This is a genomic window from Niabella soli DSM 19437 (assembly GCF_000243115.2).
In the GTDB taxonomy this organism is placed as follows: domain Bacteria; phylum Bacteroidota; class Bacteroidia; order Chitinophagales; family Chitinophagaceae; genus Niabella; species Niabella soli.
In genome coordinates this window covers 4,299,136-4,312,277 of sequence record NZ_CP007035.1, presented here as the reverse complement: position 1 = coordinate 4,312,277, position 13,142 = coordinate 4,299,136, and the positions used below count along the sequence as shown (strand labels likewise).

The following is a 13,142-nucleotide window of genomic DNA, read 5'->3' as shown; positions in this document are numbered from 1 at the left end:
AGCCCCGTGTTCCATGTTTACGCGGCTCCGGCAGGAGCCGGAATATTAAAATAATGCCCCATTCTATAAACACCTGGCGCCTGACGGCGCCCCTCAAGGAAATTTTTTTATTGTGTTTGTTCCGCGTAAAGGATATTCCTGCATCCGTTCAGCCGAACCGTTGCAAAATGTTGTTGCCCCGGTGCACAATACCCGTTAGCTAGCGGTTATCGTTCACACAACTGCACTCCGTCTCCGTTTACAGATAATTGGTAATAGCCTCCAACTTTCAACGCATAATTTTCTTTATCGTGACTCACCGGGAAATCAAAGCAGACCGGGTAATCATATTCCTTAACCATATTCCACAAGATCTCCTGAATGCTTTGTCCGAAGGGTCTTGTAGTATCGCCCAGATCCGTAAACCCGCCAAAGATCAGTCCGGCCAGTTGCTTCAACTTGCCGCTGCGTTTTAACTGGTATAGCATGCGGTCAATAGAATATTTCTGCTCCCCGATGTCTTCAATAAATAAAATAGCACCTTTTGTTTGCAGGTCCGATTTTGTGCCCACCGCATTTACCAACAGTGTGAGGTTGCCGCCCAACAGCCTGCCCTCCACGGTTCCGCGGCGATTATATTTCGACGGCTTTGTATTGTAAATCGCTTTTTCACCTAAAAGCGCATCCTGCAGCGAGCGTACATATTTATTGCGGTATCCGCCATCATTAAAGGCCGCCGCCATGGGTGAATGCAAACCGCTTATTTTAAAATTTGAATAAACATGACTGTGAAAAATAGTAATATCGCTGTAGCCGATCACCCATTTGGGCTTTTTCCTGAATTTTTTAAAATTGATTTGATCGATAATGCGTCCCATGCCATACCCCCCCCGGCCACAAAGGACGGCCTGTACCGTGTCGTCATCCAGCATTTGCTGAAAATCTTCAAGGCGTTGTTCATCCGTTCCCGAAAAATAAGTAGTGGAATCACCACCCAGCGTGCTGCCGGTCTTTACCTTAAAGCCCCAGCGTTGAAGCGTCCGGATACATTCGGCTGCTTTTGTAAATTCCATAAACCCCGAGGGGCAAACAATCCCGATGGTATTGCCCTTTTTTAAAAAAGGAGGTTGCTGTACAGGCATCTTGATCTCAATTTTATAAACTGTTTAAAGTAGCGCTTTTAACGGTCACATTCAGTTGGTGAGGCGTGCCGCAACGCAGCGCATAATTATCGATCTGGTGCCCCACGGGAAAATCAAAACAAACCGGGTATTTATATTCCTTTACTTTTTCCAGTACAATATCATAAATACTTCTCCCGAACTGTTCATCCAGCGGATCCTGCTTCAGTTTCATGCCCCCCACCACCAGTCCGGCGAGCTTCGATAATTTCCCGGTACGTTTCAGGTTCCAGAACATGCGGTCGATACTATACAGGTATTCGCCTGTGTCTTCCACAAAAAGGATCTTATCATCGGTATTAATATCAGATGCAGATCCTGCCAGCGTTTCAAGCGTTTTCAAATTCCCTCCCACTAAAGCACCGGTTGCGGTGCCGGGTTTATTCAAACTGTTAAAAGCCTCGGCTGCATATTGCATCCTTTCACCGGTAAGCGCTTTTCGTATGGATTCGATCGTATCTTTTTGCAACGGGTCTGCAGTATCCCACACATCGGGAAAACTGTTGCACATTTTTGAATGAATCGTAGCAATCCCGAAATTGCGGTTGATATGGGAATGCAGAACCGTAATATCACTAAAGCCGATGATCCATTTCGGATTCGCTTTAAATGCAGACCAGTTAATACCATCCACAATGCGCACCGAACCATATCCCCCCCGGGCGCACATAATGGCCTTTATTTCCGGATCGTCCAGCATTTTCTGAAAATCATTCAGTCGCTCCGCATCGGTTCCGCCAAAAGTAAAATCGCGTTTCCCGATGGTGTCGCCGGCTCTTATTTTAAACCCCCACTGTTGCATTAAGGTGGCCGCCGGCAGGATTCCCTCCCGCAGAATATATCCTGCTGGGGAAGTAATGCCGATCATATCACCCGGTTTTAAAAAGGGAGGCAGTTTTGCAGGTAACTCCGGCTTTGTAGCCCTGGCTTTAACAGCAGCCGTGGGCAGTCCGGCAGCCGCCAGGGCGGCAAGAGAAGACTGGACAAAGGTTTTACGGTTCATAAAGGCTAAGATAAATGAAAGTACGACACGCTGTTTAAGGAAAATTTGGAAAATTTGTCAAGGCGGATGAGAACGCTTCTTAAACATCTTTAACAAACAGTCATTATGGAATTAATAATCAATTTCGACAATATAAATGATTCCTCAAAGCGGGAATGGCTGCTGCACACGTTTAAATTAATGGGCATTGGCTACAAGTCTAAAGAGACACCACAGACCCTGGAAGAATATAATGATGATTTAGAAGCCGGTAATGACGAAATAGAGCAAGGACATTTTATTACTGCTGCGGATTTGAAAAAGCAGGCTGGAAAATGGTAACCGTTTGGAGCAAGCGGGCCATGACAGAACTTTTAAGAGCTTATGAATACATTTATCAGGATTCTCCGAAAAATGCCGCTAACGTTTGCGATCAATTGATTGATCTCAGTATTGCATTAGCCAAACACCCGGAAATACATCCTCCTGACAAATATAAAAAGAACAATGACGGGAACTGGCGGGCATTTGAACAGTTCAAATTCAGGGTATTCCTATCGCATTATGAAGCATGAAATACGTATTGTTCGTATGCGGCATACCAGCAGATCACCTTTATATTACTGACCAAACTCCCACCCTTAAGGCAGATAGCCTAATTCATCGTACCTTTGCAGGCTAAATTCAGGTTCATTCAAATGAAAGATTTCAAAAGAACATTAATTACCGCCGCTTTACCTTATGCCAACGGACCGATCCATATCGGGCACCTGGCGGGATGTTATATTCCGGCGGATATATATGCCCGGTACTTAAGGGCGCAAAAAAAGGATGTAAAATTTGTGGGTGGCAGCGATGAACATGGCGTTCCGATCACCATCCGGGCAATGAAGGAAGGCGTTACCCCACAGGATATTGTGGATAAATACCACGCACAGATCAAAGAAAGTATGGCACAGATGGGCATTTCCTTTGATATTTATGCCCGTACTTCCGACAAGATCCATCATGAAACAGCCGCTGCTTTTTTTAAAGAACTATATGATAAGGGGCTTTTTGAAGAGCGCGAAACCGAACAGTTTTATGATGAAAAGACTAACACCTTTTTGGCAGACCGCTATATCACTGGTACCTGCCCGGTATGTGGTAATCCCAATGCCTATGGTGATCAATGCGAAAAATGCGGCAGTTCTTTATCACCGGAGCAACTGATTAACCCGCGCAGCACCCTGAGCGATGCAGTTCCCATAAAAAAAACAACCAAACACTGGTATTTCCCCCTGCAAAACTATGAGCCCTGGCTGAAACAATGGATACTGGAAGACCATAAAGAATGGAAAGCCAATGTATACGGCCAGTGCAAAAGCTGGCTGGACAATGGTTTGCAGCCGCGTGCCATGACGCGCGACAGCAACTGGGGCATTAAAGTGCCTTTGCCGGATGCGGAAGGAAAAGTATTGTATGTTTGGTTTGATGCGCCGATCGGTTATATTTCGGCCACAAAAGAACTAACCGAAAACTGGGCAGATTATTGGTGCAAAGAAGATACCCGTCTGATCCATTTTATCGGTAAGGACAATATTGTTTTCCACTGTATCATCTTCCCTTCCATGCTGAAAGCGCATGGCAATTTTGTGCTGCCGGACAACGTGCCTGCCAATGAATTCCTGAACATTGAAGGGCAAAAGGTTTCTACCAGTCGCAATTGGGCGGTATGGGTACACGAGTATGTAAAAGATTTCCCGGGCTGCGAAGATGCGCTACGCTACGTGCTTTGCAGCAATGCCCCTGAAACCAAGGACAATGACTTCACCTGGAAAGATTTCCAGGACCGCAATAACAATGAACTGGTATCGATCTTCGGGAACTTCGTCAACCGCACTTTCGTGCTCATGCACAAACTCTGTGGCGGCAAAGTGCCTCCGTTGCATGCAGCGACGCTGGATGATACGGACAAGGCGATCATCTCGGATATACAACAGTCTGTAGCCCGCGTGCAAACCGCGCTCGACAACTTCCGCTTCCGCGATGCCCTGTTTGAAGTGATCGACCTGGCGCGTAAGGGCAATAAATACATGCAGGAAAAAGAGCCCTGGATCGTGGCGAAACACCTAACGGCGGATAACCCTGAGCGTGAGCGTAACCAGCAAAAAATAGACAACTGTTTGCATCTTTGCTTACAATTGACGGCGAACCTTGCGATCCTTATCAACCCTTTCCTTCCCACCGCTGCAGGAAAAATGCTGTACATGATGAAAGTAGTGGAACGTATGCTGGACTGGGAAAACGCGGGTAAAATCAATTTACTGAGCGTAGGATACACGTTGCGCGCCCCGGAATTATTGTTCCGGAAAATTGAGGACGCGGAGATAGCAGCGCAACTGGAAAAGCTGAAAGCAGGCAGCGAGCAGCAGCCGGAACCGGTTGCATCTATCAAGCCTGAAGCAACAGACGGCAAACGGCAAACGGCAGTCCCGATAGCTACCGGGATCAAACCTGAAATCGTCTTCGATGATTTTTCCAAAATAGACTTGCGCACCGGTACTATTCTCAGCGCAGAAAAAGTAGCAAAAGCGGATAAATTATTAAAACTCGAAATAGATCTCGGCTTCGAAAAAAGAGTGATCGTCTCCGGGATCGCGCAGCATTTTTCGCCGGAAGCATTACCCGGGAAGAAAGTAGTGGTGGTAGCCAACCTGGCTCCGCGGAAAATGCGCGGCATCGAAAGCAATGGTATGATCCTGATGGCAGAAGATGCAGCCGGTAAGCTCGTGTTTGTAGCGGCTGGTGATGAAGCGCCCGACGGAGCAGCGATCAGTTAGGCTTTAAACTATTTTCAGTACCCATATGGAGGCCGTCATTTCGAGCGCAACGTAGTGGAGCCGAGGAATCTCCTCCGGTGAAATGAATTGACCTTGAGATATCTCCTTTCACTTCGTTGTAGTCGATATGACGGTTTCTTTACTTTGACACCGCCCCTTTCCTTTTCGTCCATAGTCCGCCTTCGGCGATTTTTCGCTATTTTTAAGAAAAAGCCCCGGCTTGGATAAAGAAATCATCTTAGGAAATTTAAAATTTAAAAGGAAGCGGTATCACACCTGGTTGATGGCCCTGGGCATTTTTGCAACCGTCCTTCTTGCTTTTAATTTCTGGTTTATCGAACATGCCGAAGATGTAATTGAACAGATCGTAGAGCAGCAGTCGAAAGGAAAACTGCGGCTCAAAGTTGAAAAATTCAAATTCAACTGGATTAAAAACAAACTTGAATTCAATAAAGCCGTTTTCTACTCAACAGACAGTTCGACCGGCATTGTTTATAACGTCAATATAAAACGGATTACGGTAAAGGCAAAGGGATTTTTACCCTTGTTGTTCAGTAAACAGATCCTGATTGATTCTATACACCTGTTTTCCCCTTCTGTAACCCTTACCAAATTACAACACCGCATAAAAACAGCGAGACAAAAAGGGTCTGCCGATTCCACTATAGAAGAGCACTTTACTGTTTCAAAGGAAATGGGACGCATCGCAAAGTCAATCAATGATGCGATCAATGTATTAAAGATAAACCGCTTCCTCCTGGACGACGGCGCCCTGTCGCTTATCGATAACACCCGGCCGAACGAAACCCCCTTCGTTCTGAATAAGATCCATATCCGGCTGGATGGCCTGCGTGTGGACAGCACCACGGCAGGGGCCCACAAAAAAAAGCAGGGCAAGATCCTGTTCACGGATGATATCGCTATTCAAACACATGACCAGAACCTCACCCTTCCGGGGAACCGGCATACGATCAGCTTCAAAAACTTTAAAATTACGCTGCAGGACAAACGGGTGGAATTTGATAGCTGCTCCATACGCGGCATCAAGGGTGATAGTTCCAAAACGGCTTTTAAGGTTTACTTTGACAGCCTGCGTCTTACCAATATCAATTTTGATACCCTGTTCTATTCCGAGGTAATAAAAGCCGACTCTGCATTTGCGGCTAATCCAAAAATCTACCTGGATATTGATGCCGACCAGAAAACGGTAAAACATACCAAACGTATTCAGCGGATCGATGACCTGATCCAGCAGCTCGTGGGGGACATTATGCTTAAGTATGTGGTGGTTCAAAATGGATACCTGAACATCAATACGATCCGGAAAGGAAAGGCCAACACTTTTACTTCGAATGACAATGATTTCGAACTGCAGGGGTTCCAGGTGCGCCAGAACTATGAGCGACCCGTAAAGGTGGACAAATTTATAATGACCCTGCACAATTATCAAACCTCCCTGCAAAACGGGCGTTATGCCACATCGTTTGACAGCATACAGTTTCTTAACGATGCTATTTATCTTACAAAATTCCGGTTACGGGAGTTTAAGAATGGCCAAACGATCAACGATCTCAGCATGCCGCAATTTGAGCTAAAAGGGCTCTCCTGGGAATCGCTCATTTATGATAATAAATTCAATGCCAGCAGCGCTGTATTTATTAATCCGGATATAGTTTATGCCGTTCCGCACCGCAAGGATGGCAGCAGAAAAAGTATCTTCCAAACCTTAAGCGATGTGGGAAAAGTAATGAACCTTGATGCCCTGAATATCCGGAACGGCAATATATTATTGAATTTTCACAGCGGCGCCACACTCAAATTAAATAATGCCAGCCTTTCTGTCATTCCGGATAAACTCACCGCTTCCAAAGAAGTAAAAAACATCCAGAACTCCGTGCGCAGCTTTACCTTTTCAAAAGCGCTGTTCAAAAAGAACGATGTAACCGCCGAACTGAGCGATGTAAAAATGGATAACACCAATGGCATACGGGCGGCGACGCTTAATTTAAAAGGCCCCCGGCTGGATGCCGCAGCCCGCACCCTTGTGATCCATGATCTGATCCTGGACAGCATTAAACGAAGCTTGCTTTTGTCGGGTGTAAGCTGGGCAAATGCTTCGATCAACTACCATAAGGCGCTTCAACCTCATCCTGAAAAAAAAGCCCCCCCACTTTTTTTGCGCATTCAAGATCTTGATGCAAAAAATACAACCCTGCATATCTATGAAGGCGATAAAGAAATAACAGCGGTTTTAGGCGCCGTAGCTGCAGAAAAGATCTATAAAAGAAAAGAAGCGGGGCTATTAATAGAAAGGCTTTCCTTTTCCGGAAAAGATTTTTTAATGACCGCACCCGACACCCGCTTGTCCATAGAAGGAATGACGATCCATGATAAAGAGCGTGGCAATTTCAAAAATTTTTTCTATCAGAAAATATCCGGACCCGATTCGGTCCGGATAAGGATACCTGAAATTGCGGTCGTCCCGGATATCAGCCGCATCATGGATGGCGACCTTACCCTAAACAAATTAAGGCTTTCCGACCCAGGCATAACGGCCTTTTTCAGCAGGAAAGACTCTTCTTCACAACAACAGAAAAAAAAATCAAGGGTACTTACCCTTGGAGATGCCCTGTTGGAACGCCCCAAAGTAGCGATCCGGTTTGTGAATAAAAAGAATGAAACCAATACGGTTAAATGGGATGGTTCGGCCGCAAATAGTTTTTTACACCTTCTCAATTTTAAGTCCACTCCTGAGCAAGTTTTAAATGTAGACCGGGTACAGGCATACCTCACCGGCTTTGAGTTTATCAATAACAGCAACGGGAAACGATATGCAACAGATTCCAATAAGCTGGATATACAGCTAAACAATCTTCGGGCTGAAAGAAGCAGCGGTAACAATCAAATAAACTGGAACACCTTGCTAAGTATTCACAGCATGAACCCTCTTGTATTTGACAGCCTGGGGAAGAACAATTCCATACTGAAACTGGATTCTGGCGCGATAGGCAATATCTATCTAAGTTCAAAAACCATAAACAATGCAGGCGAAATCCTGAAAGCCAGCACCGGGTTAACCATGAGCAACACTTCAGGAATCTTTATAACACCTAAAAACAGGTTGCAATGGCATAAGCTGAATTTAAAAAATGGCTTTTTTAAGGCGGACTCGCTTGACCTGCGTCCGAACCAGGACCTTGCTGCTTACCTGAGGAAAAAAGCTTTCCCTGGCGATTATCTCAGTTTAAAAACCGGCACTATTACAGGCGGACCCATCAACACCTCAATTTATGGCACGGACAGCATCCTGATGATCGGAGGCATAAAGGTTGACGAGGCCCGGCTGCTATCCGTCAAAGATAAAACACAGCCCGACGCTCCGAAATACAAACGGCTGCCAACTGATCTCATCCTTTCAGTGCCTGTAAAACTGGCGATCGATTCGGTACAGCTTTCCAATACATATGTAGAATACCGGGAAGTGAATGCCAAAACAGGAAGAATGGGTATCATTCCGGTTGAGCATCTTGACGCCGGTTTTTACCATATCAAAAATTATGATCTCCGGCCGCATGACAGCCTGCTCATTTATGCCAGCGCAGATGTTTTGGGCACGCTAAACACAAGACTGCAGGTGCAGGAATCTTATACCAATGCCTTTAGTCCCTTTCTGATGCAATTGCATACCGGCCCGATGCAGTTGGATCAGTGGAACTCGGTGTTACTTCCCCTGGCAGGCGCCGGGGTTTCAGGCGGATACCTGGATAGTCTTAACCTAACAGCCAAAGGCAACAACAATTTCGCACAGGGAACGATGCGAATGTACTACCGGGGGCTGGGGATGCGGCTCATGAACAGCAACGACCCTGCTCAGCAGCGTTTAAAGAATAAGATCATTAGCTGGGTGGCGAACACCTTCATATTGCGAAGGAATAACGCGGGGAAAAGCTCTCCTGTTTTCTTTGAACGTTTAAAGGATAAATCGCCGATTAACTTTTTGATCAAAACAACATTGAGCGGGATCAAATCCGGAGTTGGGATACCGGGGGTAAAAAAGAAGCAACGGAAGTATTTTAAAGGGGCAATAAAAAACCATGAGGGGATTAAGGCGCATTAAGCGCGCTGGTCATTTCGATGAGTCCGCCAATGGCGGATGAAGAGAACTTTTTCACCGAAGGTAAATCTCATTATTAAAGAACGAGATTTTTCCGTTCACTTCACTAGGTTGCGTTCCGTCGAAACGACGACAATATTAATGATTGGTTTTCATAACCTAAAAAACATATGTCATTGGCAACGAAGAGAGGGATTTCGTGCTTATGGAAATATAGAATAAGAAATGAGAAAGAACATCCCGCTAGATTAGAAATTTTCATTGCTGAAACCCGATCTACTTTTACATTCCTTATTCAATATTTTTTATTCTACATTAGCTCCCGCTTATTTCTTTTTATTCTTCAGAATAAGCGCATTGACCGTTGAACGCTGCAACAGCTCAGGTTCCACTTCAAGAATTCTTTTTAAAAGACGCGGCGCCCCAACCAACCCCGCCTCAAATTCGATCAGCGCCTGCTTGGGCTGATTCAGCCCAAAATAAAAGAGTGCTTTGTAATAATGAAACAAAGGCTTGTCTGCCCCCATTCTCAGAAACGCGTTATTAAGCTGCATCAAACCCTGTTCGAAGAATTCCGCCTTGTAAAGACCAATAAATAACGCTTCCCAGCCCGCCAGTTGTTTCGGACGCAGCCGCACTACATTTAAAAAATACTGCAGTGCTTCCTTGTCGAGCCCCAGGGCCAGTTTACTCTGCCCCAACAGTAGTAAATATTCGGAGTTATTATTCTTAATTTTCAGTGCAGCCTCCAACTGGCGTGCGCATAACTCGAACTTGTCTTCTTTATAATACGTTAACGCTATTTTGTATAGTAATGCGCCTTTGTCTTCATTAAGGTGTGATGCTTTACGGAAATAAAACCGGGCCTGCGCATAGTTCTTCAGTTTTTCGTAACAATAACCGATAGCCTCGTAAATAACATCCTCCGGTTTAGCCAGTTCCAGCACGCGTTCGAGGTTTTCAATCGCATCCCTGTATTTTCTAAGCCGTATATATGCATCCCCGATATTGCGGTAGGCATAATCAAATTTTTCATCAATAACGATCGCATATTTATACGCGTCGATTGCTTTTTCATATAATTTTATTCCCTGGTAAGCGGCTCCAAGGTTAAACCAGGCCAATTCACTGTAAGGATGTTCATTAATTATTTTCTGATGCAGTTCGATACTTTCTGCATTCCTCCCGGTATAGTCCGTCCAAAAGCAGATCTTATATAACGCTTCTTCATTGGCAGGTTCCAGTTCCAGGATCCATTTAAGGCAGTCGAACACTTTTTCAAAATCCTCATAATCATCATATACATCCGCCAACTCAAACAGCAGGTCCACTTTTTCTTCGCCTTCAAAAAGATTAAGCGCTTCTTCCAGTAGGGCTACCGCATCTTCCTGCCGGTCCAGCGCCAACAGCGATTCTGTTTTGAGGATATAGATATCAATATTATTGCCGTCAAAAATTGCCGCTTTATCCAGTAATTCCAGCGCCGTGTCATATTCCCGGTTATTCAACACCAGGTCTGCCTTTTTTATAAGCAATCCTGCTGAATACGGGAACTGCCCGATAGCCATTTCTGTAGCCTGCAATGCTTTTTTAAAGGCCTCTTTAGATTCAAAATGGTTGATGATCCGTTCAAAAGACTCTTCTTCCAGATAAGAAGTGGAATTCCCATTCCTGAGGTCTTCATAGCGTTGCAACAACTCTTCTATATCATCTTTGCGCTCCTCGCTTTGGTGAAAATACTCTCTCATGTCCCATTCCTTTTACTTATTATCAAAACCACAAAAAACCGCATTTTGTTTCAATATAGGTAAATATTTTTATTGCCTCTACCTACAAGTTTTCCTCTGATGTGCAAAACTTTTAGATAAGAAGCTTTCGGCCATTTATTTGTTGCATAGTTGTAAAAAAATGAATATCAACACTTTGTTAATTTTGGAATCATTTTTGATGTTATTAAATGAAAAAAATGCAATAAAATCAATATCAAACAGTTATCTGTAAAATATTATTTTCCTTAGGTTAAATAAAATTTAAAATTTTTCAGTTTTAGGATTATGTTATACTTTTGTATTAGTTTAATTAATAAATTTTTTTTATGATGTTAAAAACCTTCTTGCTTAGCGCATTGTTCGTCCTGGTTTTAGGGGGTTTTTCTTTTGCTGCCGAAGAATCTTCTCCTGATAATTTCGACCGGGGAAAAGAAAAGTCCAAAAATGGATATTATGACAATTCATTTAACAGTCAGTTAAACGCTTTCTCCCTGCGTTCCAAATTCCAGTTCAGGGGCGATAAGCTGTTAACGCCTGAGACGTCGACGAATAATTATATTAATTTGAACACCTCCATCTCTTATCAAAAGGGGCAGAATACCTATATTGTTCCTTATCAAAAGAAGGTGGTGTTGAACAGATTTACCTTTAATCCGAACGAAACCCTCAGAAATTATTCTAAATAATAATAACCGGTTTCGTACAAAAGAAAAAATCGCTTCTTACGGAGCGATTTTTTTTGTGCTCCGGGTTTCGCGCAAATACTTTTTGCGGATCACATCCTGTACATTGATGCCATAGAGTTTGCTTTCCAGCCAACTGATCACATCCAGGTAAGCAAAAGCCCGTGCCTCAAGACGATTATGCTGGTAGCGTTTCAGCTTTGTTAATAATTTTTCAAATTCGGGCCGGATCGTTTTGGCGTTGAACTTAAATGCATTTCTTAAAAAATGAAAAATCGCCTCCTCCACCTTGCTCAGGCTCTCCATTTTGGCCATATACCGGTATACCGATTTGATGAGATATTCCAGTAAATTGAAATTGCCCAACTCATAATGCGCAATCAAATGCAGCAACCGGGAATAGCATTGCAGGTCGGTGCGCAGGTCATCTTTCTGGTTAATGATCCGATTTAAATAATCGATCGTTTTTTTATTATCGCCGCTGCCAAAATAAAGACACGCGATCTTATAATAAAACACCATCACCCGGTGCCGGTCGAGGTATTGTCCGTGTGCAATAAGCATTTCTTCCAGGTAGGGCACCATTTTCAGCCCCCGGTTAAAGGTTCCTTCCAGAAAATGCAGGTTAATAACCGCCGTATATAAATACACATACCCGGTAATGCGGTTATTATTATTGCCCTGAACCAAAGGCGTTTGCACAAATTTTTTGAATTGGTTGATGCAAACCGCCAGTCCATCGCGGTTCATCAGATCAAAATGCGCGCTCATCAGGTTATGCACCCCTTTAACATACATAGTGGTTTCTACCGGTATCATTTGCGGGTTGGCGGCAAAGGCATCCACCCATTTTTGGGTGTACCGGTAAAATAGCAGAAAATCCAGCTTTATAAAGGCATACCAGGCATAACTCTGATAGTAATATTGTTGTTCATAAAAACCCTTTAACTCCGCTGCATTTTTAGGAAGGCTTTTTTCGAAAAATAATTTTACGGTTTTTATATCGTTCTCATTACGGGCATGACCGTTTTGAATATACCAACTGTAAAGTTGCAGCGCCAGGTTGGACAATACGTTCACATTTGCAATTTGTTCCGATATGGCATTGGATTCTTCCGTCAATTCATCCGCACGGTTCTGAATGCTCCGGGTAATAAATAAGGCCTCAATTTTTTTTTCAAAAAATAGCGCCTGTTGCAAATAAGTAAGCTGGTGATAGTTTCTCGCCAGCTCCTTCATTTTATCGAGGACCTTCAATGTTTGCAGGTACAGCCCCTTGTTAAAGAGGATCCGGGCGCTGTCCATCATTTCCCGCAGTTGCATATCCACATTCATATCCTCGCGGATGATGCGCAAACTTCCGAGGATCTGTTTATATAACAATGCCTTTGTATTGGATAGTTGTTGTTTGCTTACAGAGGGCACTTTTTTTAAAAGCAATTTTTCATCATATTCCGGCAATTTATCCAACGCATCAAATAATTGCATGCTTTTCAAGGCCTCCGCGCCCGAGTTCCGGCCGGCAAACAGCTTCAGGTTCCGCTTTTCAGATTTTTCCAGCGATTTTATTAATTGGAACAATGCATCTGTAGACCTACTGGGCATCGTAATT

At 44.0% G+C, this 13,142-nt stretch carries 9 protein-coding genes; 5 read left to right on the top strand and 4 right to left on the bottom strand.

Annotation, left to right across the window (positions count from 1 at the left end; translation table 11 throughout):
• Positions 1–206: 206 nt before the first annotated feature.
• Both NIASO_RS18115 and NIASO_RS18110 read right to left on the bottom strand, forming a co-directional pair.
• Entirely contained in the window at positions 207–1,121 is a 915-nt protein-coding gene (locus NIASO_RS18115; RefSeq protein WP_008588393.1) for a S66 peptidase family protein, read from the bottom strand.
• 13 nt (positions 1,122–1,134) lie between these two features.
• Positions 1,135–2,163: a S66 peptidase family protein gene (locus tag NIASO_RS18110; protein WP_008588392.1), complete on the bottom strand. Its 1,029-nt coding sequence runs from the start codon at positions 2,161–2,163 to the stop codon at positions 1,135–1,137.
• 105 nt (positions 2,164–2,268) lie between these two features.
• Between NIASO_RS18110 and NIASO_RS18105 the strand changes: the two genes are divergently transcribed.
• The 4 genes from NIASO_RS18105 (at position 2,269) to NIASO_RS18090 (ending at position 9,081) form a co-directional block, all read left to right on the top strand.
• The gene (locus tag NIASO_RS18105; protein ID WP_008588390.1) at positions 2,269–2,484 is read left to right on the top strand and encodes a hypothetical protein; all 216 of its coding nucleotides are present in this window, start codon (positions 2,269–2,271) and stop codon (positions 2,482–2,484) included.
• The gene (locus NIASO_RS18100; protein ID WP_008588388.1) at positions 2,478–2,717 is read left to right on the top strand and encodes a type II toxin-antitoxin system RelE/ParE family toxin; all 240 of its coding nucleotides are present in this window, start codon (positions 2,478–2,480) and stop codon (positions 2,715–2,717) included. Before NIASO_RS18105 ends, NIASO_RS18100 begins: the two co-directional genes overlap by 7 nt.
• Positions 2,718–2,840: 123 nt before the next feature.
• Positions 2,841–4,964: a methionine--tRNA ligase gene (metG, locus tag NIASO_RS18095; RefSeq protein ID WP_025299126.1), complete on the top strand. Its 2,124-nt coding sequence runs from the start codon at positions 2,841–2,843 to the stop codon at positions 4,962–4,964.
• 220 nt (positions 4,965–5,184) lie between these two features.
• Positions 5,185–9,081 carry an AsmA family protein gene (locus NIASO_RS18090; RefSeq protein ID WP_025299125.1) on the top strand — a complete coding sequence of 1,299 codons (3,897 nt, stop codon included), beginning with the start codon at positions 5,185–5,187 and terminating at the stop codon, positions 9,079–9,081.
• A 323-nt stretch (positions 9,082–9,404) separates the two neighbouring features.
• Here the strand turns inward: NIASO_RS18090 and NIASO_RS18085 are convergent, their stop codons facing one another.
• Positions 9,405–10,826 (bottom strand): tetratricopeptide repeat protein, encoded by a 1,422-nt coding sequence (locus NIASO_RS18085; protein WP_008588380.1) that lies wholly within the window; start codon positions 10,824–10,826, stop codon positions 9,405–9,407.
• Positions 10,827–11,173: 347 nt separating this feature from the next.
• On the opposite strand from NIASO_RS18085, the gene NIASO_RS18080 reads away from it, so the two are divergent.
• Complete coding sequence (locus NIASO_RS18080) at positions 11,174–11,533, top strand: hypothetical protein (protein WP_008588378.1); 360 nt, start codon at positions 11,174–11,176, stop codon at positions 11,531–11,533.
• A gap of 36 nt (positions 11,534–11,569) precedes the next feature.
• Here the strand turns inward: NIASO_RS18080 and NIASO_RS20375 are convergent, their stop codons facing one another.
• On the bottom strand, positions 11,570–13,135 hold the full coding sequence (locus NIASO_RS20375) for a hypothetical protein (RefSeq protein ID WP_025299123.1): 1,566 nt from the start codon (positions 13,133–13,135) through the stop codon (positions 11,570–11,572).
• Between the last annotated feature and the right edge of the window lie 7 nt (positions 13,136–13,142).

Excerpts from the sequence above, each read along its gene's own strand:
- NIASO_RS18115 (WP_008588393.1), bottom strand. The coding sequence starts at position 1,121 with ATGCCTGTACAGCAACCTCCTTTTTTAAAAAAGGGCAATACCATCGGG.
- NIASO_RS18110 (WP_008588392.1), bottom strand. The coding sequence starts at position 2,163 with ATGAACCGTAAAACCTTTGTCCAGTCTTCTCTTGCCGCCCTGGCGGCT.
- NIASO_RS18105 (WP_008588390.1), top strand. The coding sequence starts at position 2,269 with ATGGAATTAATAATCAATTTCGACAATATAAATGATTCCTCAAAGCGG.
- NIASO_RS18100 (WP_008588388.1), top strand. The coding sequence starts at position 2,478 with ATGGTAACCGTTTGGAGCAAGCGGGCCATGACAGAACTTTTAAGAGCT.
- metG (WP_025299126.1), top strand. The coding sequence starts at position 2,841 with ATGAAAGATTTCAAAAGAACATTAATTACCGCCGCTTTACCTTATGCC.
- NIASO_RS18085 (WP_008588380.1), bottom strand. The coding sequence starts at position 10,826 with ATGAGAGAGTATTTTCACCAAAGCGAGGAGCGCAAAGATGATATAGAA.
- NIASO_RS18080 (WP_008588378.1), top strand. The coding sequence starts at position 11,174 with ATGATGTTAAAAACCTTCTTGCTTAGCGCATTGTTCGTCCTGGTTTTA.
- NIASO_RS20375 (WP_025299123.1), bottom strand. The coding sequence starts at position 13,135 with ATGCCCAGTAGGTCTACAGATGCATTGTTCCAATTAATAAAATCGCTG.